This window comes from Methylobacterium sp. P5_C11, from assembly GCF_054049775.1.
Genome location: NZ_JBFULS010000018.1, coordinates 1 through 26,800, shown reverse-complemented (window position 1 = coordinate 26,800; position 26,800 = coordinate 1). Strand labels below are relative to the sequence as shown.

Here is a 26,800-nt window from a genome sequence, read left to right as displayed (position 1 = left end):
GGCCGTAGCCCGGGTGATACGGCGGTGGGCCGCCGCAACGGGTCACGCCCCCTTGGACGCGGTGTCGGCGGCGACGGCCCTGCCGGCCAGCGCCGACCCGTCATCCGTGCTCCGGCCCGCCGTGATGGCGCGCTTCACGGTCGAGCGCGCCGCATCGATGGCGATGGCCGCAGCCGACATGGTCCGGGCCTCGGTCGGCCGCTCCAGGGCGTGCTTGGCGATGTCGCCCGCGAGGTCGTCGATCTCGCGAGCCAGGATCTCGAGGCGTCCGGCGTTGCCGGTCTCCTGCGCCTCCTGGCGGATCTGCAGCAGCCGGTCGGTCGCCTCCTCGGTGCGCTCGCGCCGCAGGCGTGACAGGCGCTGACCGATCCACGCCAGCGCAGAGCCGATGCCACCCCCGAGAAAGGCGACCAGGTAGATCCAGGTCTCGTATCGCTCGATGAAGCTCTGCTGCTCGCGCTCGAAGTAGTCGACCGCGCCGGGATGGATCGGCAGCCGGGCACTGGTCGCCCCGACGGTGCTGTCGTAGGCGGGCGCCTGCACGTAGTCGGCGGCGGGGGTCACATTGGCCATGCCGCTGCGCAGTTCGAAGAGGTTCTGGGTGACATCGGCCGCGACCGAACGGGCGAGGTTCGAGCGCGCCATCAGCCGGTACGAGGCCCCGACCGTATGCACATCGTCGGCCGGAACCTTGGGGCTGCCGCCGAAGGTCTCGGCGGGCATGGTCACGACCTGCAGCCGCGGCATCCGGGCGACGATGGCCTCGGCATTCTCGACATCGACGAACGAAACTTTGCGGTTACGGCTCACCGACTGGATGAGGCCGACGATTCGCTGGGCGGTCGGCGCCGTCGGCGCCGTGACCGAGATCACCGCGTCGATCCGCTTGCGGGCGAAGGCAGCGGCGAGGTCGCTCTCCGCCAATTCGATCAGGGCGACCTGACGTGGCTGCAGGGCGCCCTCCGGCTCCGGCGCGACCAGGGTCAGACCGTAATGATCGAGCATGGCGCGGATGAGCGCCTCGTCGGCGTCCCGATGGGCGAGGATCGCGAGCCGCTTGCGATCCAGGTCGGGGAAGCGGTCGATGCCGGAGGCCTCGGGTGCGGCGATGATCAGCGCCTGATCGCGCAGGATGGCGAGGGTCAGGCCGTTGTCGGGGAGATCGACATCGGGACGCACGATCGCCAGATCGACGCGTCCGTCGCGCAGCGCCTCGGCGCTGTCCCGGACGTCGTCGAAGGGCAGGATCCGCAGGCGGATCTCCTTGTGGCGCTTGGCCAGGGCATCGGCATAGGCCTGGATCAGGGCCGGCTCTGTGCCGTCGCGCGGCGCCACTGCGACGGTCAGGACGGTGGCGCGCGAGGCCCAGTAGGCCACGGCGGCACCGGCGATCAGCATAATGGCAAGCGCCAGGAAGACGAATTCCTGACGCAGAAAAAGGTGGCCGACGCGCCTCACGGCCTCTGCTCGCGCAGGTGGCACGATCCGATCGGGCGGCGGGCACGCCAGCGGCGGGTCGCCGGACGGACCGGCGCGGCGCGCAACGACGACGTGCCGGTCCTATGTGCTGGGCCGCGTCGGGTCACCGTTCAGGATGTCCGGCCGCTGCGATCACGCCGTGCGTGACGGCGACCGAGGTGGACGACGAGCCCGGGGACGACGGACGCCGTCAGGGTCTTGCGCGGCATCGGATGGGCTCCTGTATCGGGCTGCTGGGGCTTCTGCGATCCGGGGGTGGGGCCGGTCCGGCCGGCCCCATCCGGCCGCGGTCAGTGCGTGCCGGTGATCTTGTCGGCGAGGGTCTTGGCGCCGTCCTTGACGTCGCCGACCGTCTTCTGCGCCTCGCCCTTCAGCTCCTGCGCCTTGCCCTCGGCCACGAGCTTGTCGTTGCCGGTGGCCTTGCCGGCCGCCTGTTTGACGGTGCCGACGGCCTCGTTGGCCAGACCCTTGAGCTTGTCGGTGGTGCTGCTCATCGCGTGCGCTCCTTGCGGTTGGGGGTGGGATCGGGGTGGATCCGGCCGCGGGGCGATCAGGCGCGCCGGGTCTCGTAGGCGCCGAGCAGGGTCGCGGGCTTGGGGGCGCCGAGGCGGCCCCCGAAGAGCGCGGCCAGCGCACCGAGGATCAGCGCGAGGGCGGCGTAGAAGGCGCCCTGGGTGGCGGCGGACTTGGCCGTCACGGCCGCGGCCTCGGCCTTCTGCTTGGCGGTGGCCACCGCCTGCTCGTACTGCTTCTCGTAATCCTGGACCTGCTGGCGGGCCTGGTCGGGCGCGATGTTCTGGGCCTTGGCCAGCGCGTCGGCGGCGCGCGCCTCGGCCTGCTGCTTCTGCCCGGCATCCCCGGTGAACAGCGCCTTGATGGCCGCCACGGCGGCGTCGCGGGCGGCCTGCGGGTCCTGGCCGGCGGCCTGCTGGCGGACCGTCYGCTCGATGCCGTCCAGCGGGTTGGTGATCTTCGACAGCGACGGCGCCGCGGCCTGGGCGGCGGTCTGCACGGTGCCGCCGACGAGGTTACCGGCGCCCCCAAGCGCCCCCGAGACCGTGCTCAGCGTGCCGCCCACGAAGCCGCTCGCCGCCAAGGTCAACAGGTACAGGACMACSAGCGTCGTCACCGCCCAGGACACCAGGCCGTGCAGGGCGGCCGCGCCCGGCAGSGGCTTGCCCGAGAGCCGGCCGGCGATCAGGCCGCCGGCCAGCGAGGCGACGATCCCGGAGGCGACGAACCAGACACCCGCCCCCATCGACACKGTCGAGGCGGCCGGGTTGTCGGCGGCGGTGGTGCCSACCGAGGCCAGGCCGACGCCGACGCCGACGAGGTTGACGATGACCTGGGTCACCAGGGCGGTGACGGCACCGGCGAAGATCGCCCCCCAGGAGACCTCGTTGAGCAGGACGGCGCGCGTGTCGGCGGCGGCGAGGTGGGAGGCGGGGGTGGAAAGAGGGGATGCGGTGGTCTGGATGGTCACGCTGTCACTCCGGGTGGTGGTTCGTCGAACGTCGAGGGTGGCTCAGTCGCGGCGGGCGCCGACCAGCAGCCCGAGGCCGAAGCCGACGGCGCCGGCGATCAGCAGGGAGGCAAGCGGGTATTCCGCGACCTGATGGCCGACCGCCCGGCCGCTCCGCCGCAGGGACTGGCCGCCCCGCTCGTAGGCTTCCTCGGCGTAGTCGTAGGCCTCGTCGGCGGCGTGGCGCACGGTGCGTTCCGCCCGGGCGTAGTGGTCTTCCGCGGCATCCTGGGCGCGGCGGGCACGGGCCTCGAGGTCGCCAGATCCAGCGATGCCGCCGACGGCATCCCGGATCTTGCCGCCGACGTCGCGGGCGGTGTCGGCGACGTGGTCGGCCGCGTCGCGGACGGTGTCCTTGGCGTGCCCGTACAGGTTCTCGGCCTGTCCGGCCGCCTCGCGGACGCGACCCTCCGCCGAGTCCCGCTTCGAGCCGGTGAGATCACCGAACGCGCCCTGTATCTTGCCGCCGATGTCCTTGGCGGCCCCCGTGATCCGATCCGTATCGACCATGTCGTTCTCCCTCGTGATCTCGCTCGTCGTGGGCGGCCCCTCACCGTGAGAAGCCGGGTCACATCCGTCAGCGCCGTCCCGGTCCCGTGGGCTCGGCTTCGCCGGCCTTCGATGCGGATGCGTCGCGCGTCTGGCGTCGGCCTTCGGTCTCCGTCCGGGCATCGCCGGTGAGCTTGCCGATGGCCTCTTTCACCGAGCCCTTGAGATGCTCGGCGGAAGTCGTTGTCCTGTTCTCGGTCACGGGCGCCTCGTGGTGTTTGAGGAAACCCCGGCCGGCCTGGAGATGTGCGTCGAAGCTGCGCCATCAATGGTTTTTCTATACCGGTAGAGCGGTATTCATCCGTCAGATGTGCTGAGCGGAAATCCGTTTTCGCGTCCCCAGACGCCGGCCTCGCTGCGCCTGTGGATGCCAATCTTGCGGTAGAGGGCGGGAGCGTTGGCATACGCGATGGTCTGATCGGGCTCGACCAGGATCACGCCCTCGCTCAGGCCGGCGATGATCTGCCGGAGTTCATGCCTGTCGACCTCCGCCGTCACAGCTCGCTCTACCCCCTCGTGCGGTCAGTGCCCGATCGGCAGCGGGGCACAAACGGGTTGCGCACAAGGCGGTTCCCTCATCTGCGTTATTTTCTTGGTATACACGCATCATGGACGCGGCCGATTTGCGCCAAACGTTAATCCTCAGCCGATCGGAATGCCCGGCTGCGCGATCTCGCTGGAACCTCGGACCGGATTCGAGGTGGCCTCGCGGGCCGCACATCGATGAACGACTGCCTGGCCCTACGGGACAGGCCGCCGTGATCTATGGGCCAGGCGCAGACTAGCGGACGAACCTTCGACAAAACTTCCCAGAAGTTGTGGACATCGAATTGGTTTCTCGTCTAGGCGGCGTGCCGGCACGCCGCTCGGAGGCCCTGTCCGCCGCCGTGCCGCATCTGCGACGCTTCACGCTGGCGCTGGCCCGCATGCGCCTCTCGACCGGGATCTTCAGGCGATGCTGAACAGGTTCGCCCCGGTCCGGAGGAAGGACACGGTCGCCCTTCCCCGTCGACGTCCGTTCAGGCCGCCGCGTTAAAAAAATTCCGCGTACCGGTAAATATCTCTCATTCACAGGAAGGGCTTAGTGCTCATATCGAGCCTCGGAACGCGGGGTCGCCCCATCGGTGCATCCGCAGTTCCGGACCTTTTTGCGAGGTTGTGCCGGGCGGATGGCCCTCTTGTCCGGCACGGCCGCGAGGCCGGGCGCTCGCGCCACTCCGAGCGCGTGTCCGGCCCGTTGCCCTTTCCCTGTCCCGGCAAGGGGCGCTCGACGAGCAGGTTCGGTCTCCCAGGTCCGGAGCCTGCCGGCCCCGTCGACGGTACACCCGGCGCTTCAGCCCCGGCATCGGTCCGCGGACAGCCCCTGGCGCGCAAGCCGGGTCGGGCATCCGCGCCGGCTGCCGGTCCGCCATCGCGCCGCGGCCTTCGACAGGGCCACCCCGACGCGATGTCCCGTATCCGAGTTCGAGGCCTTCACAGAGGAGACCATGACCCGACTTCGTGCTGCCATGTTCGCGCCCGCCCTGTTCCTCACCCTCTCCGGCGCTCCGACAGACGCCTCCGCGGCCAACCGGTTCGATGGGGCTTGGTCGGTCGTCGCCACCGCGGAGAGTGGGAGCTGTACCGGACCTTACCGCTACCCCATCGTCATCCGGGACGGGACCGTGGACGATGGCGGCGGCAACGGCATCGACGCGTCCGGCCGGGCCGGCGAGGACGGCCGGATCACCGGCACGATCCGCAAGGGGCTCGCCAGCGTCTCGGTCTCGGGCCGCCTGCGCGGATCGGGCGGGATCGGCCGCTGGACGCTGTCCGGCCTGGGCGCGTGTTCGGGTCGCTGGACGGCGCGCCGCACCGGGTGAGCTACGGGATGCGGTAGCCCATGCCTGCCGCCGCGGGCCGGGTGTGTTTGCGACGACCGGGCGAAGCGGGCCTCAGGCCGCCACCTGCGGGCGGGCTCCGATCAGCGGGATGATCCGTCGATTCGCCCTCGGCGGGGCGTCGGCACGCGCCTGCGGCAGGCGATCGATGCGTCGCGGCGGCGAAGTCGCGCTTCCAATCGCGTTCTGAGGCGTTGTCCCTCCCGAACCGCAGGAGGCGTCAATGCCCGTCATTCGTTGGCTGATCGCCAAAATCAACGCCTTGCTTGTCGGCCAGACGCAGGCGCGCCGGGCGCGTGCGATGGCGAAGGACCGAGAGGCCGGTACCTTCGAAGGCGAACATGCTGGCAGAGCCCGAAACTTCGAGGACGACTACAACGCCGCCACGCGCATGCTGAAGCTGCGGATCGATAAAAGATTTCCGGACAGCTACTATGCGAGGCTGAGTTCCGGCAACAACAGCTCTTACGATTACGGGCAGGATCGTGCCCTCGCCATCGACACCATGTCGACGGCCATCGCCATGGCCCTGCGCGGGGGCGCCTCCGTGGAGCAGGCCGCTGCGGCCGGCGCGGCGAGTGTCGGACTCTGAATCAGGGAGGGCCGCCTTCTCCGGGCATCAACGGCCTCTGGATCGCCCGGTCCCGGCAGCGCAGGCGACGGCCGGGCCTCATGCAAACCGTACCGGACGGCGCGCCTTTCCCTTCCTTCGGGACGCGTCGCCGAACCGTAAGAGCCGGCAGGGCGATCAGGCAGTCAGGACGGCCCAGCCATGGGCCGGAAGGCGCACGCGGGCATCGCGGCCGCCGGCTTGCGCCAGATCACCGTCACCCGCCTCGATCGCCCCCGCATCCGGCACGGGCAGCAGCGCGGCCGTGTCGGCGAGGTTCAGGGCCAGTATCACCTGCGCCGCCCCGTCGCCCATCGCGAGCACCAGTTGTTCGTTCGCGAGGTGCAGGGTCCGGCTCCGCGCCCGGTGAAGCCCGGCATACCGCCGCCGGAGCGCGATGAGCTGCTGGTGCAGCCGGTAGATCGGCCAGCCATACGGTGCGAGATCCGCCGGGGTCGCCGGGAAGGCCGGCCGGATGGCGTCGTCGCCGCCGACGCGCTCCTCCTTCACGCCCCGGAAGGCCTGCTCGTCGCCGGCGTAGACCGAGGGGGTCCCCCCGCAGGTCAGGAGGATCGCGAGGGCGTGCGGCAGGTGCCGCTCGTCGGTGAGCCGGCTCGCGATGCGCGTCACGTCGTGATTGCCCACGAAGGTCAGCGGCACGAACGTGTCGAGGCAGGCATTGTGTCGGTCCAGGGCATGGGCCAGTTCGAACAGGTTGCGGTCGTTGAGGGCGCTCCAGATCGCCTTCCAGAGTTCGTACTGGGTCACCGCGTCCAGGCCGGTGTCCTGCACGAAGCGGGCGTAGTCGCCGTGGATCACCTCGCCGACGATGTAGGCCTCGGGATGCGCGAGGCGGAGCCGGCGCAGCACGCGCGCCCAGAAGTGCGGCGGAACCGCGTAGGCTGCGTCGAGCCGCCACCCGTCGGCGCCGCGGGCGATCCAATGGACCATGACGGCGGCGACGTGATCGGCGACCTGCGGGTTCTCATGATTAAGCGTGACGAGCTGCCGATGGCCCTCGAAGCAGGCGTAGTCCGGCTCGAGGCCCGGGCCGGAGCCCCGCGGCCACGACAGCCGGAACCAGCCGGCCTGTCCGGATTCGGGGCCGTGTTGCAGGACGTCCTGAAAGGCGGGATGGGCGCGCCCGACATGGTTGAACACCCCGTCGAGCAGGATGTGCAGACCGCGGGCGTGGGCGGCCTCGATCAGCGCATCGAAGTCGGCCTCGTCGCCCAAGCGCGGGTCGATCCGGAAGTGGTCGATGGTGTCGTAGCCATGCGTGGAGGCCGCGAAGATCGGCCCGAGCGCCAGCCCGGACGCGCCGAGGTCGGCCGCGTAGTCCAGCCAGCCCAGCAGATGGGAGAGACGGTGCGCGACCGGCACGCCCGGGTCGGCCTCGGGCGCGGCGCCGACGAAGCCGAGGGGGAAGATCTGCCACCAGACAGCCTGTTCAATCCAAGATGCCACCTGACCTCCGCTGCCGGATCTCCGCCGGTCCTCGTCCGCGAGCGAACTCGCGGTCCGCCGCAATCGTTGCGCCCGCGCGCCATTCCGCGTCTCCGGCCCCCCTCGGGCTGCCGGCGCTCCGATCCCCCTTCGCAGGATAGGAGGCGGCCGATCGGGACTTCGCGGCGCGTCCGACGCACGCCAATGCGCCGCCGCGCTGCAAAGCCTATTTCTTCGCCGCGCCGGACCGAGATGTCCGCATCCGTGCCGTGTGGTTGTTATTATCTCGCGGATGGTCTATGTGTGTTGGATCGACTTTTGGCCAGATATTCGGCCGCATCGCCTGAACAGGGCGAGCGCTCTGCATCTCTCCCATTTTCGACGACCAGCGACCGGGCGCGTGTAATGCATGCGCTCGACCTCTTTGTTTGCCTATAATGATATGGAATACCTATGAGCATCGGCACCGTTAAGTGGTTCAACGACACCAAGGGCTTCGGCTTCATTCAGCCGGATGACGGCGGCAAGGACGTCTTCGTGCACATCTCCGCCGTCGAGCGCGCCGGCATGCAGGGCCTGACCGAAGGCCAGAAGGTTTCCTACGAGATGGAAACCGACCGCCGCAGCGGCAAGCAGTCGGCCGGCAGCCTCCAGGCCGTCTGAGCCTCACGCCTCTTCCGAGACCGTCTTGCGAAGCCGTTCCCCCGGGAACGGCTTCATTTATTTCCCGCCGCCGGAGTCGGACTCCAGCGCGCATGAGGAGTGTTCGTGGGCCAATTCAGAACCAGCCAGCTCGTTGATCGTCTCGAGGCGAATGCCAAGGCACGACAGGACACCCTCGCGCGATTCCGGGCTCGCCCCGCAGCCGACGATCCGGTCGTCCTCGCTCGACAGGCTGCCCGGCACGCGGTGGTTCAGGCACGCGACGTGCGGAACTCCGAGCGCGAGACCGCGCGGCAGGCGGAGGCGGCCCAGCGCGAGGCCGACATCCTCGCTGCCAGCGAGCGCGAAGCGGCTGAGCAGGTCCGCCTGGCGGCCGAGGCGACCGAGCGGCAGGCGGCCCAGGCCGCCGAACAGAAGGCGGCGCGCGACGCCCGCTTTGCGGCCCGCAAGGCCCGAGCCCGCCGGTAGGCCGGCCCCCGCCCCCACAGCACTCTTCCGGAGGACGATACATGTCTCACAAGTTCAAGGTCGGTCAGCATGTCCGGCAGTTGGGGATCAGCTACGCCGGCAACAAAAGCATTGTCGACGGCCTGTTCGAGGTGATCCGGCTCCTGCCGGACGACCGCTCGGGCGAGCCGACCTATCGGATCCGGTCCGAGGTGGGCGAACGGGCTGCACGGGAAGGCGAACTCACGCCGGCCTCCTGATCGCTTCAGGCCGGTCCCGGCACCGCGTCGGGATCGCGGCGCGACAGGCGCGCGAGCCCACCGCAGGAGAGACCGTCCGGTCATGGCGAGCACGCGGCACGATAACCGGTACGCCGCGGAGATCTGCCGCGAGCACGGCTGGACCGTCGGGACATGCCTCGTCGGAGATGCCGGCTACGGCCCGACGGTCATCCAGATCACGGCTCTCGGCGACAGGGTCATGCTGGCCCGGATCGTCCGCCACGGCTGTCTGTCGGTCGAATACCACGATGCCCAGGCGTGGACCCTCTCGCTCCGGGATTGGCGACCCGTCGGCTGAGCGCGGCGCTCCGGCGCGACCGGAATCTCACGGATAGGAAACGACCGGTCCACGGACGTCCGCAGTGGACCGAAGCGGCCGGCGACGGCTTGGCGTAGGTCTCGTGGCATACGCATCGACCAACGTCGGGATCGGACGCCCGTTTCACTGAAGCCGGACCGGGCAGGCGCAGCTGCCCTGCGTTCGCATCTCGGATCATTCCGCGGTTCAGCCGCGTTTGAGCTTTGCCGTAACTGCAGCGGCGCGGAGTCTGCCGTGTACAATCTCTTTCTGTCCTCTCTGATGCTCGCGATCGAGTCGCAGAGCGTCATCGCCCTGCGCTTGGTCCGTCTCGCCGGCGGCGGCAGCGAAGGATTGGCCGAGGCGCAGTCGATGGTGGTCGAGAAGGTCGACGCGGCGGCCGAAGCCATGGCGACGCTCATGAGGGGCGGCTCACCCGAGACCGTCATCGCGCGCTACCGCGAGCACGTCGCCGCGAACACGAAGCGCTTGAGCGTGTAGGACCCAGCCATGTCGAAGGCCGATTCCCACTCCCCCGCCGCGGCGCTGATCGAGCCCAATCAGACGGCTTACATCCTCAAGGTCTCGCGCCCCGACGATGCCGAGCCATCCGGCCGCTTGGTGATGTTCTACGCCGCGATCACGACTTCCGAGGCCGATGCGCTCGCCATCGTGCGTCGGGCCGTGAAGGCGGATGCGGAGGTCGAGCCGACGGGGGTGCGACTCTCCCAACAGACGGCCAGCGCCCTCGATCTGGAGGCGGGTCTCGCGCGGGCGCTCTGACGCGGCGCGACGCCCCTACGCGTCTGCGGACGCGCCTGCGATCGCAGGACGTCACGGCGGATCCCGGTCGGCGATCCGGCGCTGGGGATCGGAAGGGGACCTCTGCCGCGCGCCGCGCGTTGGGGCAACGAACGGCAGGCTGAGGACGGTCCCGGATGGACATCGAACGCTTGGCCGAAACCGAGAGCGTGCTCGCCGTCACGGACCGGCTGTGGCGTGCCGAGATGCAGCGGGCCTTCGGACCGGATGCAGTGCTGCACCATGGCTACGGGGCGGAGCGCCAGGGCGCGCCGGGCACGCGCCTGCGTGCGACCTTCGAGGATCGCCGCACGGCCATCGCGGCCTGGCGGCTGGTTCGGCGACCGGCGGCCTGATGCGGGGCAGGGACATGCCGGTGGGCCGCACGCGTCGTGCCGGGGCGGTGGCGCTTCGGCGTCAGAAGGCGCATAGGCAGCGCATCCCTCCGCGCAATCCCGTGCCCTGGGCTACGAAGCGGAGGCCATGATGGCACGCGAATTCACGACCGGCAAAGCGCAGGCGGTCACGCCTGAGGAATTCAACGAACGTGTGAAGCGCCTGCTCGCCGACAAGCCCGAATTCCGCAAGCCGGAGCCCAAAACCAAGAACTTCAAGACCAGCAAGCCGCCCGTGTCGACCTGACGGCTCGCTCACGGGGCTCTCGGGATCGGGCTTGCCCCGGTTCGGACTCCGCGATCCCTCGCCCGGGATCCGTGTCCGACGCCCGAGAGCCCCGATCTCCAGGCCCCGATGTCCTGGCCAGGCGTGATCCGAGGGTCGATCGGGTCTGGGCCGGGCGTGCAGGCCGTCCGCAGGTGGGTCGGAGTTGGCGCAGGCCGCCACCTGCCGATCCCGGCCCGACCACATGGCGCCAGAGGCCGAAGCCGCGCACGCCACCGCTTATCCAGCCCAAACCGATCAGGGCGCCGCGAACGTCGCATGTCCCGTCCGGAGGCGCTGGCTCGCGGCCGGTCCGACCGCATCGTTTCGAAAGACCCAAGGCCGTGACCCAGCGCCGTCGGCATGTCCGGCCAGATGCCCGCTACCTTCTCGCTGTGGCAGCCTAAAGCGCTGCCGTGAAGAATTTGGTGGTGCTGGCAGTCGGATGCGAACCGGTCTCGGCGCGTAACGTCCCTGTCCGAGCGGTAAATACAGGGTACCGTCCCGGGACATCGACGGCTGAGCGTCTGTGGGATGAGTTTATCGAAATGTCTCCGCGACTTGGCGGTCTGTTCTCTGCTCATGCGAGCCGGGAAGGGGCGGTCGTAAACAGGCGAGCGTGCGTCCGGCGGGAATAAGTCCTCGGATCTTGGATTGCTAAAGCCGCCGTTCCGCTTCGCGCCCTTCGCGGCCACGCATCTCGCTCTCGCAGCTTCTCTGATGCGCACGTTGGAACTCAGCGTCGCGAACAAGCCACTGCCCGGCCCCCGGATGTCACTGCCCCAGTGTGCGAAGCTCTCCGCGAGCGAGGCCGATCAGGGTCCGACCGAACAGCCAGGCGATGACCAGCGTCGCGAGCGTGAGCAGGCAGAGGGCGAGAATGTCGGTCGCACGTCCCGTCTCCGCCGTCGCAACCCGAAGAGCCGCGACCGCCGCTGCGGCGAGGGGGAAGCTCACGCCCCACCACGACACGCGGAACGGGCAGCTCCGACCGAACCGGGCGAGCTTCGGCAGCAGCACGGCGAGCAGGAACAGTGTGACTGCGAAGAGCGCCTCTGCGAACAGATCGACCGTGCCCGTCGTCGCCACATAGGCCGAGAATCCTACCGCGAAGGGCGCGACGAGGATGAGGAGCGACGGCTGGAGTGCAGCGGGCAGGGGCGGCTCGAACAGGAGGCGGGACAGGATCAGCGTGAACAAGGGTACGGCGAAGAACAGCCCCACGGCCAGCCCGAAGACCATCACGCCCTGCATCGGCGGCAGGCCGAGTACGGGAAGGGCGAGCGGCACGTCGAGGAGGCCGACCACAGGCACGATCCAGGCCGGCGTCGCATGCGCGACCTGCTGCCGGTCGCTCAGCCAACGGGTCACGATCAGCCACGCGAACAGGGTCATGCCGAAGGCACCGACAATCCAGGATATGCGCGCCAGGGTGAGGCTCAGGGGCGCCAGCGGGAACGGCAAGAGAAGCAGGCTGATCAATGGCGTGCCGAACAGGTTGCCGGCGATGGGATGGCGGAACTCGGCCCGCACCGCCTGGGCGGCGATGACGGCCTTGACGGCGTAACCCGCCGCGATGGCGACGAAGGCCGCGCAGGCGACGAGCCCGATGGCCTCCGCGACCCAGAAAGGGAACCCGTACCGGGCATGCGCCAACCTCCAGGCGACGCTGAGGCCGGTCAGCCCCATCACCGCCGCGAACACGCCGACGGGCAACCCCTCGATCTGCCGCCAGCCTCCCGGAAGCTTTGCTTGCTCCGGAGCGCGATGGGCGGTCAGTGCGGCCTCGGAGGCGGGTGCGCCGTCCGCGTTCTCGACGATCTGCGGCATCGACCGACTCCCACTCAGGCAGGCACCGAACGCCTGTCGTATCCGCCGATAGTGTAGCGGGCAGCCGGCACTCGGTGGGATAGGCTGGGACCCAGTCGGAGGCGGGCGGCCTCAAAGGCCTGCCAGTCGGCGATGTCCGGCAGCGCGGGGATCGTGACGGTCTTGCGCGCATCGAGGCCGGCGAGCGACGCTGCCATGAGGTCGCGGGCTTCCATGATCATCTCCGCAGGGATCTGGCCGATATCCGCGCACGCCCAATCAAAGAAATCGGTGCGGGTGACGCCGGGCAGCACCGCCTGGAGGCGAACACCCTTGCCGCCGACCTCGGCTGCGAGCCCCTGCGTCAGGGCGAGGACGACGGCCTTGTGCGCGGCCTAAGCCGCACCGATCCTCGAGGAGGCGCCCGTTACGAGCGCCGTGCCTGTGAGCTGTGTCATCGCGGATCCCGCGTCAGGCGGAGGAAAGCTTGGTGTTGGCGATCGGAAGCGCACGGATCCGCTGGCCGGTGAGCGCCGCGATGGCGTTGAGGACGGCGGGCGGCACACCCGGCAGGCCCGGCTCGCCGACCCCTCCCATCGGCGCGCCGCTCTCGACAATGCGCACATGGACCTTCGGCATGTGCGCGCGGCGCAGGACCGGATAGGTGTCGTAGTTCTGCGATTGCCGCACGCCGTCGCGGTAGACGATCTGCTCGAACAGGACCGAGGACAGGCCCAGCGCCGCCGCCGACTCGACCTGTGCCTTCACGATGGCCGGGTTGACGATGCTGCCGGGGTCGAACGCGATCCAGAGGTTGTGGACGCGGGCCTCGCCGCCCTCCACCGAGACTTCCGCGATCGTCGCCGTCTCCGACCCGAAGGGCGAGGCCATGGCGATGCCGCGGGCGCGCATCCCACCCTCGGCGGGATATGGCCCGCGCTGCCAGCCGCCGGACATCTCTGCCACCGTCGACAGAAGAGTCCGGTGCCGGGCGCTGCCCTGGAGAAGCGCCCTGCGGAGCGCAAACGGATCCTGGCCGCCAGCCTGGGCGACCTCGTCCAGGAAGCTCTCGTAGAACGCGTCGTTCATCGAGTGCCCGACCGAGCGCCAGAACGCGATGTTCACGGGGTGGGCGACCTTCGTGAAGGTCATACGCCGGTTGGGCACCGCGTAGGGCTTCTCCACGATGCCCTCGACCGCGGAAGGGTCGACGGGGGTCTGCATCATCATGCTGAAGTAGCGGCCGATCGGACCTTCACCGACGGTGCGGACCTCGATCGCCGCCGGCTGCCCCGCCGCGTCGAGGGCCGCGCGGAAGCGGCTGAAGCTCAAGGGACGCACGGCATCGCGGGCGAATTCCTCCTCGCGCGACCACAGCACCTTCACGGGCCGCCCCGTAGCCTTGGCGAGCAGGATCGCCTGCGGGAACGGATTGCCGGCCTCATAGGTGAAGTGGCGGCCGAAGAAGCCGCCGAGCATGGGCGAATGGATGCGGACCTGGGCCGGCTGAAGCCCGGCAACCTTCGCCGAGACGGCCTGGAACACCTCCGGCATCTGGTTCGGAAGCCAGACGTCGAGGGTCCCGTCGCCGTCGAAGTGGGCGATGGCCGAGGGCGGCTCGAGCTGCGCGTGGGCAAGGTAGGGGGCCTCGTAATCGGCCTCCACCACCTTGGCGGCCCTGGCGAAGGCGGCGGCGACGTCGCCCTGCTCCTCCGCGACATGGCCCGGATCGGCGGAGGCCTTGAGGGCGGCGAGCATGCCCTCGGACGAGAAGTCAGCCGCGACGGTGCCGATGCCGCTGGCCTCGGCGGCCGTCCATTCGACCTTCAGGGCCTCGACCGCCCTACGCGCCCGCCACCAGCTATCGGCGGCGACCGCCACGGCGCCGGGCAGTCGGTGCACCGAGTGCACGCCCGGCATGGCCTTGACCTCGGCCTCGTTTGCCAGGCCCTTCGGCTCCGTGCCCAGGCGTGGCGCGTGCTGTACGGCGGCGTAGAGCATGCCCTCGACCGTCTGGTCGATGGCGTAGATCGCCCGGCCCGTGGATTTGTCCCGCACGTCGAGGCGGGGAATGGGCTGGCGGATGTAGCGGAATGTCGCCGGGTCGCGCAGCGGGACGGATTCGTTCGGCTTCAGCTTCAGGGCTTCGGCGGCGAGGTCGCCGTAGGAGAGCGCCCGGTTGGTGGCCGCGTGCAGCACGACCCCGTCGCGGGTGGTGAGTTCACCGTCCTGTACCTTGAGTTTGGCTGCCGCCGCGCGGATCATCAGGTCGCGGGCGGTCGCGCCGAGGCGGCGCATGGTTTCGTAGCTCGACCGGGTCGAGAAGCTGCCGCCGGTCATGCGGATACCGTTGACGACGGCGTAGTCCGGGCCGGGCGGCGCGCATTCCACGACGAAGCGGGATGGCGGTACGTCGAATTCCTCGCCGACGATCTGCGCCAGGCCGGTGGCGACGCCCTGGCCGCCCTCCACGAAGGGGCTGAGAAGCCTGATGGTGCCGTCGGGGTGGATCTCCAGGAAGGCGGCCACCCGCGTCCCCGGCTTCGGCGCAAGGGCACCTGCGCCCTCCGCGGGACCCTGCGCCTCGGCGCGAGCGAGGCGCACCGGCAGGAGGGCGCTGAGGACGAGGGCACTGCCGGCACCCGCGAGGACGCGGCGACGGGACGGGGCTGCGGGGCGGGGGAGCGGCTGCATGGCGGGCGCCTCAGGCGGCGGCCTGCCGCACGGCGGCGGCGATGGCGTTGTAGGTTCCGCACCGGCAGAGGTTCGTCATCGCGTCGGCGATGTCGCTGTCCGTCGGGTGCGGCGTCTGCTTGAGCAAGGCGGTGGCGGCCATGACCTGACCGGACTGACAATAGCCGCATTGCGGCACCTGCAGCGCGACCCAGGCGTCGACGACCTTCCGGCCGACCGTGTCCTGCTCGATCGCCTCGATGGTGGTGACGGCTTGGTTGCCGACACTCTCCAGCGGCACTTGGCACGACCGCGTCGCCTGCCCGTCCAAGTGGACGGTGCAGGCTCCGCACTGGGCGATGCCGCAGCCGTATTTCGTGCCGGTCAGGCCGAGCGTGTCGCGCAGGATGAACAGCAGCGGCGTATCGGGCTCGGCATCGACTGCATATTGGCGACCGTTGATCGTCAGGCTCACCATGGCCGCGAATCCCCGACAGGAAGTAGCCCCCCGGCCATGCTTAAGCTGAGGTCTCGGCACCCACCACGTCATAATTGCCACGTTTTCGGCCATGCCGATGCGTCAGACGACGGCGAGCGGTCCCGCCGCCCTGCGGATCGCCCGCGGGACTTCCCCCTGGACGCGGACAAAAGCCCGGCGCATCCGCTCGCGGTTGCCGAAGCCGGTGGCTTCGGCGATCTCCTCGATGGGCAGGCGGCTCTGCTCCAGCATGTGCTTGGCAGCCTCGACGCGCATCACCTCGACCGCCTTGGCCGGCGAGACGCCGGTCTCGGCCCGGAAAGCCCGCGTGAACTGGCGCGGGCTCAGGCAGGCGACCGCTGCGAGATCGTCTGTGGTCAGTGGACGCCGCAGGTTCTGCCGCGCATAGGCGAGGACGCTCTGGATCCGGTCGCTCGGCGCGTCGAAGTCGAGCAGGGCCGAGTGCTGGGCTTGGCCCCCGGCCCGGCGGCGCTCCATGACGAGGCCCCGCGCTACGGTACGGGCCACTTGCCGGCCATGGTCGCGCTCGACCATGCCGACCGCGAGATCGATCCCCGCCGACATGCCAGCGGACGTCCAGATGTTGCCGTCCGCGACGTAGATCTTGTCGATGTCGAGGTGGCAGTCGGGATAGCGCGCGCGGAATTGGGGCGCGTAGCGCCAGTGGGTCGTCGCACGGTGCCCGCTCAACAGGCCCGCATCGGCCAGGGCGAAGGCACCGAGGCACAGACCCGCCAAGCGGCGCGTCGAACGGGCCGCCTCTTGCAGGTAGGCGACAAGATCCGGGCTCGGCTCGGGAAGGCTGATCCCCGCGGCGACGATAATCGTGTCGAAGGCGGACGGATCGCTCAGCCGCTCGGTGCCGACGACGGGGCCGCACCCCGAGCGGAGGAGGCCGCCCGCCTCCGACAGCACTCGGATGTCGTAGGTCGTGTCAGCGACGTACCGGTTGGCGACGGCAAAGGGCGAGGTCACGGCCAAGCCCATGAAATCGAAGTCCGGACACAGCACGAGTCCAACGCGCCGGACGTCAGCCATCGCGGACTCCTCTCGCCGACCCGTCCGAGCCTGTGTACATCAGGCCGCAGGCGAGCCACGACAAGCAGGACGGCTGAAAACGAGGCCTCTTCCTCCAGCCCCCTCCGCCCGAGGCGAGCCGGCATAGGGCCGCGCAACGGCTTCTCGGCGCCCCACAAGACGTGGTGAGCGGCAAAGTTCGGCCGGAGCGGAGCCTGTGTCCGCAAGCGCGGCGGCCGTTCCGCTGACGGCCACGACCGGTCCCGTCAGCGGGCGCCCTTGAACGGCGGGGCTGGGTGGATTTCTGCCCGACCGCTTACGGGCGGCGGATGCATTGAAGCGGACGTCGCCGCTGCGCCCGCTTCCGTCCCTCTGCAGAAGCGCGGAACATCCGCCTTTATGTGTCTTGGTGAGACACAATCTTCCGCCGTCACGGGTGGGTGCGCGGTTGCCGCCGGACCGCACAAGCAGCGCATTGTTTACGAATAAATTTCATTCGCTGTCACGGATTGGGCCGCATAATCCTCGCTGGTCGAGGATCGTTCAAGATGTTCAAGCGGCTCGCGGACCGCATTTCTTTACGGCGTCAGATCAGCCTGCTCGCCGGCACCATCGGCCTTGCAATTGTCTGCGTGACCACGCTCGGGTCCGCGTTGCTGGCGCGCGGGCAGGCCACCGATATGGCGCAGAACGCCCTCCTGCAGGTTGCCCGGTCGATGGCCGATCGGCTCGATCAGGATATGGCCGAGCGCCTGCGCGAAATCCGCAACGTCGGAGCGCTTGAGCCGCTGCAGCCCCACTGGCTGGAGAACACCGGCGCCCTGCGCAAAGTGCTGGAGACGATGCAGAGGACGCTGCCGGATTACGCCTGGATCGGGTTTGCCGATCGCGGCGGCCAAGTCCGTGCCGCCACAGGCGGCATTCTCGAAGGGGCGAGCGTCAGCGAGCGCCCCTGGTTTGCCGACGGCTTCCGGCAGGCCGCGGTCGAGGATGTGCACGCGGCGACTTTGCTGGCATCCAAGCTTCCTCCCAACAGCGACGGAACGCCGTTCCGGTTCGTGGATGTGGCCGTCCCGGTCGGCGATGTCTCGGGCCAGATCGTCGGTGTTCTCGGTACTCATCTCAGCTGGCGATGGGCTGACGTCGTTCGGCGTGAGGTCTTGTCGTCACGTAGGCCGGAGTTGAGGGAGGACGTCGTCGTCCTCGATCGCTCCGGCAGGGTTCTGCTCGGATCCGACGCTGGAGCGACGCCGTACACGGCCGCAGATCTCGCGTCCGGGCACTTCATCGTTCACAGCACTGGAGGCGATCAGCTCGCCGCGGCCGCCGCAACTCGCGGGCGTGGCAACTATCGGGGCCTGGGCTGGATTGTCGTCGCGCTGCAGCCGGTCGACACCGCCCTGGCCGGGGCAAACCGTCTTACCAGACTGATCCTCCTGCTCGGGCTCGCCACGGCTGTACTCGGCGTCGTCGCGATCTGGTGGGTCGCGGCGCGGCTGACCCGGCCCTTGGCGCAGCTCACCGAAGCCGTCGGCCGCATCGGCCGCGAGCCGAATGCGAGGATGACGCGCCATGTGCACGGCTCTCCCGAGGTCCTGCGCCTGTCTACTTCAATCAGGTCACTGCTGAGGCGCATCGGCACGGCTGAGGCGGATGCACGCCTCAGTGAGGCCGAGGCAACGCACGCAGTTGAAGCCGCCGAGGACCGGGTCAGACGTCTTGGAGCCGATCTGCATGCGATGCAGGTTCTGGCCGACACCGATGCGCTGACCGGCCTGCTCAACCGGCGCGCATTCCTGCCCTTGGCCAACGACGCGATGAGCTACTTTAGGCGCTACAAGCGATCGATTTGCATCCTGATGATCGACATCGATCACTTCAAACGCGTCAACGACCTTTACGGCCACGCCGCAGGCGACGAGGTCATCCGCCAAGTCGGACGCATCATCAGCGACGCGATCCGGACGACCGACAAGGTTGCGCGCTTCGGTGGCGAGGAGTTCGTGGTCCTGCTCCGTGAGACTGATCTGAAAGGCGCGGCCGTCTTCGCAGACCGGATCCGTCAGACGGTGGCAACCACCGTGTTCGAGCCCGAGGGGCCGTGCCTCAGAGCGACAATCAGCATCGGCATGGCCGAGGCGGAGTTCACGGACGTTGACGTCGACCACACGATTGAACGAGCAGACCGCGCTCTCTATGCGGCCAAGTCGGGTGGGCGCAACTGCGTGCGATCGTTTGATGCGACAGTATCGCCAGACCTTCGAGCGGCCGCCTAGTGTGGCCACGAGAATGAAACGCATCGCACCGGAAGTACGGTTCGATCGCTGCCGGGACGGCTGCTAAACGATCGGTCGACGGCAGCCGCTTACCCCATGCCGAAGTTGCATGGCACAGAACGAACGGCGGCTTCGGAGAGGCGAAGGGGTTGGTCTGGGCGGCTGGTACGGGTCGCAAGCGGTCCGTCAGCTTATGCTGCCCTCGCTGCAGCGGCATCGGCCGGCGAGGAGACAGACGATGGGACGATCCGCATACGATCCGGCCGCGAAGGGTCGCAGGCCTGGAGCGCTGGCCGCAAGCTCGGCGCCATGCGCGCGCTGAAACCTCGGCAAGTCTGGGCTATCCGGTTCCGGCTCGACCGCGAACGGCGCGTGCGCGACCGCGCCATGTTCGACCTCGCCATCGATAGCAAGCTGCGCGGCTGCGACATCGTCGAGCTCACAATCGACGCTCCTCACATCTGTGGCGCAGGACGCTCAAAAAGGTTGCGCCAATAGCCGAGCCGCCGTCCGACACTTCAGACGTATCAACGTAAACCAACGCTCGGTATCATCGTGTGGTCAGCTCTTCTGAACCTACGCGGTTCAATGATCCAGGGTCTTGCGAGCGAAGCTCTCGATGTAGTCGACGAGCTTGTCCGAGGCGGCACCGGCGGCATCGACGTCGCGTCGAGCGACCGCTTCGCAGACATCGGCGTGGAGATTGGCGGTCAGCGGCAGATCGGCCGCCTGCTTGTAGTGCTGGTACCAGAAACGCCGTGACAGGCCCGCCATGCTCTCCAATGAGCGCACTGCGAACTCATTGCGCGATGCCGTTGCGATCAGGTCATTGAACTGACGGTCCAGGCGCATGAACGCCAAGTCGTCCAACGCCGAGGATGCCTCGCGCATATCCTGCGCAAGACCGGCGAAAACGTCCCGCTCCTCCTTCGTGGAACGCTCCGCGGCGAGGCGGGCGATCAAGCGCTCCAGCACACGTCGAGTCTCCAGCAGGCGCAGCTGCGTGCGCACGTTGATTTCGGAGACGAGGATGCCGCGGCGCGGCATGACCACGACGAGGCCATCGCGGGCGAGACGCTGCAAAGCCTCGCGAATGGGGGTGCGACCGATCCCGAGACGTTGAACCAGGTTCTGCTCGCCCAGCACCATGCCGGGCGGGAGCACAAGCGTCGTGATCATCTCCTCCAACTGCTGGTAGGCTCTGTCGGTGAGCGTCAGGTCGGGCAGGTCATTGCCTCCGGCAGCCCCGTCGGCCCCGTTGATCGCCCCCTTCACGGCTTTCCTGGCCCGCTTCTCGCCACGCTGCGCGGCGCGGACCGACGTCGTCTTCCCGGTCACGAAATTCATCGACGACGCCCCTTTACCCTTCCCAGCCCGCTCGCCGCTGCCCGCCGTCCTGCATGGTGCCGTGCGCTTCCCTACGCAAGGGGCATATCGCTGATATATCTTGCGCAGATTAGCAGTATCCTGCAATAACACTATGCGCATACTAAAACGCTGGGAGGCAAGGAATGGCAGGGCAAATCGCGATACCCACGGGCGGCCTGCTGCCGGAACAGGCTACAGCGGAAACCCCCGCCCGCGCTGCAGCTGGGTCGAGCGCGGTGATCGCGGCACGGCTGGAACGCCTGCCGATGACCCGGTTCCAGCGCAATATTTTCCTCATCATCGCGACGGCTTGGTTCTTCGACTCGATCGACCTCGGCTCGCTCACCTTCTTGCTCGGCTCGATCAAGACTGAGTTCGGCCTCTCGACGGCCCAGGTCGGCCTTCTGTCGAGCATGAGCTTCATCGGCATGTTCGCCGGCGCGGCGATTTCCGGTATGCTCGCCGACCGTTTCGGCCGGAAGCTCGTCTTCCAAATCAGCATGGTATTCTGGGGGCTCGGCAGCGCGTGGTGCGCCTACGCGTCGGATGCGACCATGCTCGGCTACGCCCGCCTGCTCCTCGGGTTCGGCATGGGTATGGAGTTCCCCGTGGCCCTGGCCATCGTCTCCGAGTTCCTGCCAACGGCCAAGCGTGGCCGATACCTCGCCATCATGGAAGGCTTCTGGCCCCTGGGCTTCATTGCGGCGGGGTGCCTCAGCTACGTCCTGTTGAGCTACTTCGACTGGCGAGCGGTGTTCCTGGCCCAGGCGCTGCCGGCCCTGTTCCTGTTCGTGATCCGCTTCCTGGTGCCGGAGTCTCCTCGCTGGCTTGCGGACCGCGGCCGGTACGCTGAGGCCGATCGCGTGATGACGACCATCGAGACGAAGGTGGCCGCGCGTCTTGACGGCCGCTCACTGTCCGAGCCGGAGGTCCGGCCTGAACTGGCGCAGGGCGAGCGTCGCTTCTCCTTCCTCGAGCTCTGGAGCCCGGGCTACGCGAGCCGCACGGTCATGATCTGGCTGACGTGGTTCTTCGCGCTACTGGGCTTCTACGGGCTCACCACGTGGCTCGGAGTCCTGCTGCAGGATGCGGGCTACAGCGTCGCCAAATCCGTGACCTACACGATCCTAATCTCGCTCGCCGGTGTGCCGGGCTTTATCACCTCGGCCATCCTCGTCGAGCGCTGGGGCCGCAAGCCGACCGCCGTGCTGATGCTACTCGGCAGCGCCGTCGCGGCCTACCTCTACGGCCACTCCCCGAGCTTCGCCTGGTTGATCGGCTTCGGGCTGATGATGCAGTTCTTCCTGTTCGGGATGTGGTCGGTCCTCTACGCCTACACCCCCGAGCTCTATCCCACCCGCGCGCGCGCGACGGGAGCCGGCTGCGCTTCGGCCGTCGGCCGCGTGGGCTCGCTCATCGGCCCCTACGTGATCGGAATCATCCTGCCGACGCTCGGCCACGGCGGGGTGTTCGCCCTGGGGGCCGGATCGTTCGTCATCGCAGCGGCCAGCGTCGGCATCCTCGGCATCGAAACCAAGGGCAAGTCGCTCGAAGCGATCTCACACTGAGCGGACCCGCGGGGATGCGAGCGGCCCGCACCCCCGCGCCGCCGGAATGCCGCGTTGCAATTGACGATTGATATATCACTGATATCCTGCTAGCTGCATATCACGGAAAGCGTCATGTTCCCCAAGGCTCGCGACGCGGATGACAGGCGGCGGCGCACAGGTCTGTGGGGATGCGGCGGATGCACGGGCAGCCAACCCGCGGCCCGCGCTCGTCCCGCGGCCAAGCTGTGGTCGCGTCCCGAGCAGTGGCCGCCCAGACCGCTCGGCAGGCCGTAGCGGCGATAGCGTTCCAGTAAACATCTTCGTTTGAGTGACTGCGGCGGCCGCCTCAAGAGATATCGAACAAGGGAGACTCCCGATGGAACTCGCAGTCACCAGGATGAGCGAGCGGCAACGACACTACCGAGCCAACTATCGGCAGCGCGTCGCGGGCTGGTACAACGGTTTCCTGCACATCGCGATCATCTACACGATTGGCCTGACGGCGCTGTACATCTATACTTCGAACATCAAGGGGCCGACCTGGGCGGAACTCGCCACGGTGCCGGTCGTGTTCCTGTTTTGCAATTTTTTCGAGTGGTGGCTGCATCGTTACGTGATGCATCGACCGCAGAGCAATCCGATCGGCCGCGCCGTCTACAATCGGCACACCCTCCAGCACCATCAGTTCTTCACCGACCACGAGATGCGCTTCGCCGATCATCGTGATTACCGGGTGACGTTCTTTCCACCCTACGCGCTGGCGACCTTCACGCTGATGTCGATCCCGGGCGCCATCGTGTTCGGCAACGTGTTCACGCCGAACGTCGGCTGGCTGTTCATCACAACGACGACCAGCATCTACATGATCTACGAGTTCATGCACTTCTGCTGCCACGTCGAGGATAACTGGTTTGTCCGCAACATGCCGTTCATCAACACGAACCGCCGGCATCACACGGCCCATCACGACCAATCGATCATGATGGAGCGCAACATGAACCTGACCTTCCCGATCATGGACTGGCTGTTCGGCACGTCCGACCTGAACCGTGGCCTGCTCGGGACGCTCTTCAACGGCTACGACACCCGCCACGTGAGGACGGACATGCGCAGGACTTCACGCACACCCGGTGTTTCGAAGTCCAGCGCCATGCAGGCGGCCGAGTAAGCCTCCGCTACACGCGACGAGCGGCGCCCACGGGACGCCGCCCCGACACTTGGGAGGTTGTCCATGAGCATGATCGAACCGAACGTCGCCGCCCTCGCGTGGTTCGCCCTCTTTGCCGGCGTCGCCAGCGTCGGTTTCTATGTCCTCGCGGGCATGTTTCCGCTGGAAACCCGCCCTGACCTGAAGGGGCGGCCGCTTGGCCTGTTGCTGCTGGCAGCCAACGTCGTGCTTCTGCTGGCCTTGGTCTGCGGTTGTCTGGCCTACGGTGCCGCCAACCTGCGCTGGACGAGCCTGGTCATCGTGGGCGGAATGGCCATCCTGTTCGCCCCGGGCCTGTTCAACGTCTGGCCCCAGCGGTGGCGTGACGGCTTGGTCGGCCTCGCCATCATGCTGGCCGGGCTCGGCGGGGCACTCGGCCTGCTGCTGCAGGTCGGTTCCGTCCTCACCGTGTAAGAACGACCACCGATCCGGGAAGAATCCGATGCCGTTTCCGATCAAGCTTGGCTTGTCCGTCGCCGTCGCCTTGGCCGCGCTCGCCGGGTGGTTCTACATGGGCTACCTCGGTCAACCCGGCCCACAATGGGCCGTCGCGTTCCTCGGCCCCTTCATGGTCGTCAGCCTCTGGATCTTCCCCGAGGTGATGCGCTCCCGCTCCGATGGCCGCACCCCGCGCCACCAGATGAGGGAGGCACGGTCATGAACAAGGTCTACCTGGGGGACCGTACCATCGACGGGATCGTCGTTACGGTCGATGGAAAGCCGCTTCCCGACAGGACGGACTCCAAGCGCTACTCGCGCAACGGCTTCGAGTGGAGCTACGAGGGATCCGAGCCTTCGCAACTCGCGTACGCGATGCTGGTCGACCACCTCGGTGACACGGCCGAGGCGGAACGCCTCCAACCGCAGTTCATGCGCAGCGTCGTGGCCAACTTCCAAAACGAGTGGGAGATGACGACGGCTGACATCGATCGCGTTCTGCAGCGCCTGCGCTAGGCGAACACCGCGAGCGCGAACTGAAGTCGACGGCCGGGCTTAGCCGCCTCGACCCACGTCGTATCCTGGAAGGGCGGACATGCGTGCGGCAACGGCACCATCGCCGAAGGAGCCGACCGAGAAGACCGGCAAGCGGACGATCCTCGATATTCGCGCCGCCCAAAGTACGAAACGGTTCAGACCCTGATCGAGAGGCGAAAGCACATCTGAATCCGCGTCAGGCGTGGCCGCAGGGTTGACGGTGTGCACTGGCATTCGTTGAGATCCTGCGCGCTTGGAGCGGCGAGATGCTACAAGACCCATCGCTCATCCGCGCGCCCGTGTGCGACTTCCGTGACACCTGGATCGGCCCGGCTAGTGATGCCGACGCACGCTGACTGTGTGATGCTCTCAGCGGGCCGTTCGACCCGAGCAACCTCACGATCGTGCGCCGGACGCACCTGATGCACCGTGGAGCCCGGCGTGGCGTGCGCAGGCAGGCGTCTGCCGCCTTTCTGTGCCAGGGCACGCCAGCCTAGAAAGTCCCGCTCCAACAGGAGAAGCCATGTTCTCGGTCATCTTCGAAGTCCATCCCGGCGAGGGCTGCACGGATGCGTACCTCGAGCACGGGAAGCTGCTGAAGCCTGAGTTGGAGAACATCGACGGCTTCATCGACAACGAGCGCTTCACGAGTCGGACCCGGCCGGGTTGGGTGCTGTCGCACTCGACGTGGCGGGACGAGAAGTCGGTGATCCGCTGGCGAACCCATGCGGGCCACCACGTCGTCCAGGAGAAGGGCAGGGTCGAGGTCTTTTCCGACTATCACCTTCGGGTCGGCGAGGTGACGGCCGATACCCACGTGCCTCACGGACATGCCGTGCGCGAGCAGCGGTTCGACGCCACCGAGATCGGGGGCGCCAAGGTGTGCCAATTGTGCGAGACGGTGCCGCGTGCGGGCCAGTCCCTGCCCGACGGTCTCGTCGGTGCACTCGGGCTCGCGCCCGCAGCCGATGGCCTCGTGGCGTCAGACGTGTTCGACTCGATCTACAATCCAGGCAAGGTCATGCTGTTGTTGTCATGGGTCGACCCCGACGTGGCCTCGGCGTTCAAGCCTGTCGCGCCGGCCGAGGCCGAATGCATGCGCATCCGGACCGTGCGGGTGATCCGCGACTACGGCATGTTCGACCGCCGCGAGAGCCCGCAGTTCTACCCGCCGGTCGATCGACGGGAGAAACGGTGAGCCTGGCGCTTGCTCCGCCTTACCGACACGGCAGGCGGCCGAGGCTGCATGGCAATTGCGACACGCAAAATCCACGTCTGGGATGCCGTCGCGGCAGCCGCACAACCGGGCGGGCCGCGGAGCACCCTCGTGAGACCGATCAGAGAGCGAGCGGTCGCCGGCGAGAGGCATCGCGCTGCCGTCAATGGTTTGGGCCGACTGCGCCGGAGCGCGATCGGCGATAGCCCCTCCCGTGGTCGCTCAGATGTCGGCGCGACGGTCCGCGCCGGTCGGCAGCGCACCGGCTGCGGGCCGCCCGGCGCCAGCTCTACGCCCAGGCCCTCGCCGAACGCGAGGCTGTCGAGGTTCGGCCCGAGATGGACCGCCAGCCGCATCCCCCAGGCTTGTCCGGGCAGGGCGCTGTACCCGGAGCGACCGTCTCACAAACGCGTCTCCACACCGTGTCCCCGTTACGCCGCACCGAGATAGGCCGCTTCCAGGCCCTTGTCCTCCGACAGTTCCGCCGCGGTTCCGCGCGCGACGACCCGGCCCTGCTCCAGCACATAGCCGCGGTCGGCGACCGTGAGGGCCAGCGCCGCCATCTGGTCGACGATCAGGATAGTCACGCCCTCGTCGCGCAACTCGGCCACGGTGGCGTAGAGGGCGTTGATCATCGCCGGGGCGAGGCCGAGCGACGGCTCGTCGAGGAGCAGGATGCGCGGGTGCGCCATCAATCCGCGGGCGATGGCCAGCATCTGCTGCTCGCCGCCGGAGAGCAGGCCCGCCCGGCTCCCGGCCCGGTCGCGCAGCCGCGGGAACCGGTCGAGCAGGCGCTCGATCTCGGCCGGGTCGATCGGTGTCCCGCGCCCGAAGGCGCCGAGGCGGATGTTCTCGACGACGGTGAGCTCCGGGAAGACCTGCCGGCCCTCAGGCACCAGGACAAGGCCACCGCGGGCGATCCGGTGCGCGGGCAGCGCCTCGACGCGCCGGTCGTCGAAGACGATCGTGCCCGCGACCGGACGCAGCAGCCCCGCGAGCGCCCGCATGGCCGTGGACTTGCCGGCGCCGTTCGCGCCCAGCAGGGCGACGGTCTCGCCCGGCCGCACGTCGAGATGGACGCCGTCGAGGACGGGCGCGGCGCCGTAGCCGGCCGTCAGTTCGAGGACGGAGAGGACGGCGTCCGCCGGCCCCTGCCACGGCGCGCTCCGCGGCCGGGCTGGGGTATCGGCGCCGCCGAGATAGGCGCGCAGCACCGCCGGGTCGCGCCGGATCTCCGCGGGCGTGCCCCGCGCGATCGGGCGGCCGGCATCCATGACGAGGATGTGGTTGGAGATGCCCATGACCAGCGGCATGTCGTGCTCGACCAGCACCACCGCGACGCCGCTGTCGGCGATCCGGCGGATCAGCCGGGCCAGCCGGTCGGTATCGGCCCGCGACAGGCCGGCGGCGGGCTCGTCGAGGAGCAGCACCGCGGGGCCGCCGGCGAGCGCCCGGGCGATCTCCACGAGCCGCCGGTCGACATGGGGCAGCTCGGCGGCCGGGCGGTCGAGGGCGCCGCGGTAGCCGACGAAGGCGAGGAGCGCGGCCGCCGTCGCGCGGTCCCGCGCCCGCGC

The 26,800-nt window shown here is 68.5% G+C and carries 31 protein-coding genes and 1 pseudogene; 18 read left to right on the top strand and 14 right to left on the bottom strand.

From position 1 onward, the window contains the following. Positions 1-42: 42 nt before the first annotated feature. From ACXJKQ_RS12050 to ACXJKQ_RS12025, 6 genes are all read right to left on the bottom strand, one after another. The gene (locus tag ACXJKQ_RS12050; RefSeq protein ID WP_457105978.1) at positions 43-1,458 is read right to left on the bottom strand and encodes a TAXI family TRAP transporter solute-binding subunit; all 1,416 of its coding nucleotides are present in this window, start codon (positions 1,456-1,458) and stop codon (positions 43-45) included. Between the two features lie 311 nt (positions 1,459-1,769). Further along, on the bottom strand, positions 1,770-1,973 hold the full coding sequence (locus ACXJKQ_RS12045) for a CsbD family protein (protein WP_457105977.1): 204 nt from the start codon (positions 1,971-1,973) through the stop codon (positions 1,770-1,772). A 56-nt stretch (positions 1,974-2,029) separates the two neighbouring features. Then, positions 2,030-2,962: a PhnA-like protein gene (locus tag ACXJKQ_RS12040; protein ID WP_457105976.1), complete on the bottom strand. Its 933-nt coding sequence runs from the start codon at positions 2,960-2,962 to the stop codon at positions 2,030-2,032. A gap of 42 nt (positions 2,963-3,004) precedes the next feature. Next, positions 3,005-3,511, bottom strand: a complete 507-nt coding sequence (locus tag ACXJKQ_RS12035; RefSeq protein WP_457105975.1) for a CsbD family protein — start codon at positions 3,509-3,511, stop codon at positions 3,005-3,007. Positions 3,512-3,578: 67 nt separating this feature from the next. Continuing rightward, on the bottom strand, positions 3,579-3,752 hold the full coding sequence (locus ACXJKQ_RS12030; RefSeq protein ID WP_457105974.1) for a CsbD family protein: 174 nt from the start codon (positions 3,750-3,752) through the stop codon (positions 3,579-3,581). A 95-nt stretch (positions 3,753-3,847) separates the two neighbouring features. Continuing rightward, positions 3,848-4,048: a hypothetical protein gene (locus tag ACXJKQ_RS12025; RefSeq protein ID WP_457106039.1), complete on the bottom strand. Its 201-nt coding sequence runs from the start codon at positions 4,046-4,048 to the stop codon at positions 3,848-3,850. Between the two features lie 989 nt (positions 4,049-5,037). Between ACXJKQ_RS12025 and ACXJKQ_RS12020 the strand changes: the two genes are divergently transcribed. Both ACXJKQ_RS12020 and ACXJKQ_RS12015 read left to right on the top strand, forming a co-directional pair. Then, on the top strand, positions 5,038-5,412 hold the full coding sequence (locus ACXJKQ_RS12020; RefSeq protein ID WP_457105973.1) for a hypothetical protein: 375 nt from the start codon (positions 5,038-5,040) through the stop codon (positions 5,410-5,412). Between the two features lie 241 nt (positions 5,413-5,653). Further along, positions 5,654-6,022, top strand: coding sequence for a hypothetical protein (locus ACXJKQ_RS12015; protein WP_457105972.1), 369 nt, complete (start codon positions 5,654-5,656; stop codon positions 6,020-6,022). Between the two features lie 156 nt (positions 6,023-6,178). On the opposite strand, the gene ACXJKQ_RS12010 is transcribed toward ACXJKQ_RS12015, so the two are convergent. After that, positions 6,179-7,507, bottom strand: a complete 1,329-nt coding sequence (locus ACXJKQ_RS12010; RefSeq protein ID WP_457105971.1) for an alpha-amylase family glycosyl hydrolase — start codon at positions 7,505-7,507, stop codon at positions 6,179-6,181. A gap of 432 nt (positions 7,508-7,939) precedes the next feature. Between ACXJKQ_RS12010 and ACXJKQ_RS12005 the strand changes: the two genes are divergently transcribed. The 8 genes from ACXJKQ_RS12005 (at position 7,940) to ACXJKQ_RS11970 (ending at position 10,618) form a co-directional block, all read left to right on the top strand. Further along, positions 7,940-8,149, top strand: a complete 210-nt coding sequence (locus ACXJKQ_RS12005; protein ID WP_043346616.1) for a cold-shock protein — start codon at positions 7,940-7,942, stop codon at positions 8,147-8,149. A 105-nt stretch (positions 8,150-8,254) separates the two neighbouring features. Further along, positions 8,255-8,617, top strand: coding sequence for a DUF6481 family protein (locus ACXJKQ_RS12000; protein ID WP_457105970.1), 363 nt, complete (start codon positions 8,255-8,257; stop codon positions 8,615-8,617). A 41-nt stretch (positions 8,618-8,658) separates the two neighbouring features. Then, positions 8,659-8,856: a hypothetical protein gene (locus tag ACXJKQ_RS11995; protein WP_457105969.1), complete on the top strand. Its 198-nt coding sequence runs from the start codon at positions 8,659-8,661 to the stop codon at positions 8,854-8,856. A gap of 82 nt (positions 8,857-8,938) precedes the next feature. Next, positions 8,939-9,175, top strand: coding sequence for a DUF7241 domain-containing protein (locus tag ACXJKQ_RS11990; RefSeq protein ID WP_457105968.1), 237 nt, complete (start codon positions 8,939-8,941; stop codon positions 9,173-9,175). A 255-nt stretch (positions 9,176-9,430) separates the two neighbouring features. After that, positions 9,431-9,676 (top strand): hypothetical protein, encoded by a 246-nt coding sequence (locus ACXJKQ_RS11985; protein ID WP_457105967.1) that lies wholly within the window; start codon positions 9,431-9,433, stop codon positions 9,674-9,676. Between the two features lie 9 nt (positions 9,677-9,685). Then, a complete protein-coding gene (locus tag ACXJKQ_RS11980) occupies positions 9,686-9,958 on the top strand; it encodes a hypothetical protein (protein WP_457105966.1) in 273 nt (90 codons plus the stop codon). A 155-nt stretch (positions 9,959-10,113) separates the two neighbouring features. After that, entirely contained in the window at positions 10,114-10,332 is a 219-nt protein-coding gene (locus tag ACXJKQ_RS11975) for a hypothetical protein (RefSeq protein WP_457105965.1), read from the top strand. Positions 10,333-10,462: 130 nt separating this feature from the next. Continuing rightward, complete coding sequence (locus ACXJKQ_RS11970) at positions 10,463-10,618, top strand: hypothetical protein (RefSeq protein WP_457105964.1); 156 nt, start codon at positions 10,463-10,465, stop codon at positions 10,616-10,618. 792 nt (positions 10,619-11,410) lie between these two features. On the opposite strand, the gene ACXJKQ_RS11965 is transcribed toward ACXJKQ_RS11970, so the two are convergent. The 5 genes from ACXJKQ_RS11965 to ACXJKQ_RS11945 all read right to left on the bottom strand — a co-directional run bounded on the left by ACXJKQ_RS11965 (position 11,411) and on the right by ACXJKQ_RS11945 (position 16,655). Further along, the gene (locus tag ACXJKQ_RS11965) at positions 11,411-12,466 is read right to left on the bottom strand and encodes an SLAC1 anion channel family protein (RefSeq protein ID WP_457105963.1); all 1,056 of its coding nucleotides are present in this window, start codon (positions 12,464-12,466) and stop codon (positions 11,411-11,413) included. 14 nt (positions 12,467-12,480) lie between these two features. Then, positions 12,481-12,759, bottom strand: coding sequence for a hypothetical protein (locus ACXJKQ_RS11960; protein ID WP_457105962.1), 279 nt, complete (start codon positions 12,757-12,759; stop codon positions 12,481-12,483). A gap of 157 nt (positions 12,760-12,916) precedes the next feature. Further along, positions 12,917-15,139 carry a molybdopterin cofactor-binding domain-containing protein gene (locus ACXJKQ_RS11955; RefSeq protein ID WP_457105961.1) on the bottom strand — a complete coding sequence of 741 codons (2,223 nt, stop codon included), beginning with the start codon at positions 15,137-15,139 and terminating at the stop codon, positions 12,917-12,919. A gap of 10 nt (positions 15,140-15,149) precedes the next feature. After that, on the bottom strand, positions 15,150-15,596 hold the full coding sequence (locus ACXJKQ_RS11950) for a (2Fe-2S)-binding protein (RefSeq protein WP_457105960.1): 447 nt from the start codon (positions 15,594-15,596) through the stop codon (positions 15,150-15,152). A 102-nt stretch (positions 15,597-15,698) separates the two neighbouring features. Continuing rightward, positions 15,699-16,655 (bottom strand): GlxA family transcriptional regulator, encoded by a 957-nt coding sequence (locus tag ACXJKQ_RS11945; RefSeq protein ID WP_457105959.1) that lies wholly within the window; start codon positions 16,653-16,655, stop codon positions 15,699-15,701. Positions 16,656-17,182: 527 nt separating this feature from the next. Here ACXJKQ_RS11945 and ACXJKQ_RS11940 point away from each other — a divergent pair. Further along, a complete protein-coding gene (locus ACXJKQ_RS11940; protein ID WP_457105958.1) occupies positions 17,183-18,910 on the top strand; it encodes a diguanylate cyclase in 1,728 nt (575 codons plus the stop codon). A gap of 238 nt (positions 18,911-19,148) precedes the next feature. Further along, a pseudogene (locus ACXJKQ_RS11935) lies at positions 19,149-19,357 on the top strand (integrase); the annotation flags it as partial. 138 nt (positions 19,358-19,495) lie between these two features. Here ACXJKQ_RS11935 and ACXJKQ_RS11930 read toward each other — a convergent pair. Continuing rightward, positions 19,496-20,257, bottom strand: coding sequence for a GntR family transcriptional regulator (locus ACXJKQ_RS11930; RefSeq protein ID WP_457105957.1), 762 nt, complete (start codon positions 20,255-20,257; stop codon positions 19,496-19,498). Between the two features lie 164 nt (positions 20,258-20,421). Here ACXJKQ_RS11930 and ACXJKQ_RS11925 point away from each other — a divergent pair, with 164 nt between their 5' ends. The 6 genes from ACXJKQ_RS11925 to ACXJKQ_RS11900 all read left to right on the top strand — a co-directional run bounded on the left by ACXJKQ_RS11925 (position 20,422) and on the right by ACXJKQ_RS11900 (position 25,208). Continuing rightward, positions 20,422-21,846, top strand: coding sequence for an MFS transporter (locus tag ACXJKQ_RS11925; protein WP_457105956.1), 1,425 nt, complete (start codon positions 20,422-20,424; stop codon positions 21,844-21,846). 358 nt (positions 21,847-22,204) lie between these two features. Beyond that, entirely contained in the window at positions 22,205-22,996 is a 792-nt protein-coding gene (locus ACXJKQ_RS11920; protein ID WP_457105955.1) for a sterol desaturase family protein, read from the top strand. A 63-nt stretch (positions 22,997-23,059) separates the two neighbouring features. Next, on the top strand, positions 23,060-23,449 hold the full coding sequence (locus ACXJKQ_RS11915) for a hypothetical protein (protein WP_457105954.1): 390 nt from the start codon (positions 23,060-23,062) through the stop codon (positions 23,447-23,449). Positions 23,450-23,477: 28 nt separating this feature from the next. Continuing rightward, the gene (locus ACXJKQ_RS11910) at positions 23,478-23,696 is read left to right on the top strand and encodes a hypothetical protein (protein ID WP_457105953.1); all 219 of its coding nucleotides are present in this window, start codon (positions 23,478-23,480) and stop codon (positions 23,694-23,696) included. Then, a complete protein-coding gene (locus ACXJKQ_RS11905; protein ID WP_457105952.1) occupies positions 23,693-23,989 on the top strand; it encodes a DUF6166 domain-containing protein in 297 nt (98 codons plus the stop codon). Before ACXJKQ_RS11910 ends, ACXJKQ_RS11905 begins: the two co-directional genes overlap by 4 nt. Before the next feature lie 544 nt (positions 23,990-24,533). After that, complete coding sequence (locus ACXJKQ_RS11900; protein ID WP_457105951.1) at positions 24,534-25,208, top strand: antibiotic biosynthesis monooxygenase family protein; 675 nt, start codon at positions 24,534-24,536, stop codon at positions 25,206-25,208. 449 nt (positions 25,209-25,657) lie between these two features. On the opposite strand, the gene ACXJKQ_RS11895 is transcribed toward ACXJKQ_RS11900, so the two are convergent. Then, positions 25,658-26,800: ATP-binding cassette domain-containing protein (locus ACXJKQ_RS11895; protein WP_457105950.1), on the bottom strand; the 1,143-nt coding region annotated here is incomplete at its 5' end.

Coding starts and splice junctions, on each gene's coding strand:
- ACXJKQ_RS12045 (WP_457105977.1), bottom strand. CDS start 1,973: ATGAGCAGCACCACCGACAAGCTCAAGGGTCTGGCCAACGAGGCCGTC.
- ACXJKQ_RS12035 (WP_457105975.1), bottom strand. CDS start 3,511: ATGGTCGATACGGATCGGATCACGGGGGCCGCCAAGGACATCGGCGGC.
- ACXJKQ_RS12020 (WP_457105973.1), top strand. CDS start 5,038: ATGACCCGACTTCGTGCTGCCATGTTCGCGCCCGCCCTGTTCCTCACC.
- ACXJKQ_RS12015 (WP_457105972.1), top strand. CDS start 5,654: ATGCCCGTCATTCGTTGGCTGATCGCCAAAATCAACGCCTTGCTTGTC.
- ACXJKQ_RS12005 (WP_043346616.1), top strand. CDS start 7,940: ATGAGCATCGGCACCGTTAAGTGGTTCAACGACACCAAGGGCTTCGGC.
- ACXJKQ_RS11995 (WP_457105969.1), top strand. CDS start 8,659: ATGTCTCACAAGTTCAAGGTCGGTCAGCATGTCCGGCAGTTGGGGATC.
- ACXJKQ_RS11990 (WP_457105968.1), top strand. CDS start 8,939: ATGGCGAGCACGCGGCACGATAACCGGTACGCCGCGGAGATCTGCCGC.
- ACXJKQ_RS11980 (WP_457105966.1), top strand. CDS start 9,686: ATGTCGAAGGCCGATTCCCACTCCCCCGCCGCGGCGCTGATCGAGCCC.
- ACXJKQ_RS11975 (WP_457105965.1), top strand. CDS start 10,114: ATGGACATCGAACGCTTGGCCGAAACCGAGAGCGTGCTCGCCGTCACG.
- ACXJKQ_RS11970 (WP_457105964.1), top strand. CDS start 10,463: ATGGCACGCGAATTCACGACCGGCAAAGCGCAGGCGGTCACGCCTGAG.
- ACXJKQ_RS11965 (WP_457105963.1), bottom strand. CDS start 12,466: ATGCCGCAGATCGTCGAGAACGCGGACGGCGCACCCGCCTCCGAGGCC.
- ACXJKQ_RS11955 (WP_457105961.1), bottom strand. CDS start 15,139: ATGCAGCCGCTCCCCCGCCCCGCAGCCCCGTCCCGTCGCCGCGTCCTC.
- ACXJKQ_RS11950 (WP_457105960.1), bottom strand. CDS start 15,596: ATGGTGAGCCTGACGATCAACGGTCGCCAATATGCAGTCGATGCCGAG.
- ACXJKQ_RS11945 (WP_457105959.1), bottom strand. CDS start 16,655: ATGGCTGACGTCCGGCGCGTTGGACTCGTGCTGTGTCCGGACTTCGAT.
- ACXJKQ_RS11940 (WP_457105958.1), top strand. CDS start 17,183: ATGTTCAAGCGGCTCGCGGACCGCATTTCTTTACGGCGTCAGATCAGC.
- ACXJKQ_RS11930 (WP_457105957.1), bottom strand. CDS start 20,257: ATGAATTTCGTGACCGGGAAGACGACGTCGGTCCGCGCCGCGCAGCGT.
- ACXJKQ_RS11925 (WP_457105956.1), top strand. CDS start 20,422: ATGGCAGGGCAAATCGCGATACCCACGGGCGGCCTGCTGCCGGAACAG.
- ACXJKQ_RS11920 (WP_457105955.1), top strand. CDS start 22,205: ATGGAACTCGCAGTCACCAGGATGAGCGAGCGGCAACGACACTACCGA.
- ACXJKQ_RS11915 (WP_457105954.1), top strand. CDS start 23,060: ATGAGCATGATCGAACCGAACGTCGCCGCCCTCGCGTGGTTCGCCCTC.
- ACXJKQ_RS11910 (WP_457105953.1), top strand. CDS start 23,478: ATGCCGTTTCCGATCAAGCTTGGCTTGTCCGTCGCCGTCGCCTTGGCC.
- ACXJKQ_RS11905 (WP_457105952.1), top strand. CDS start 23,693: ATGAACAAGGTCTACCTGGGGGACCGTACCATCGACGGGATCGTCGTT.
- ACXJKQ_RS11900 (WP_457105951.1), top strand. CDS start 24,534: ATGTTCTCGGTCATCTTCGAAGTCCATCCCGGCGAGGGCTGCACGGAT.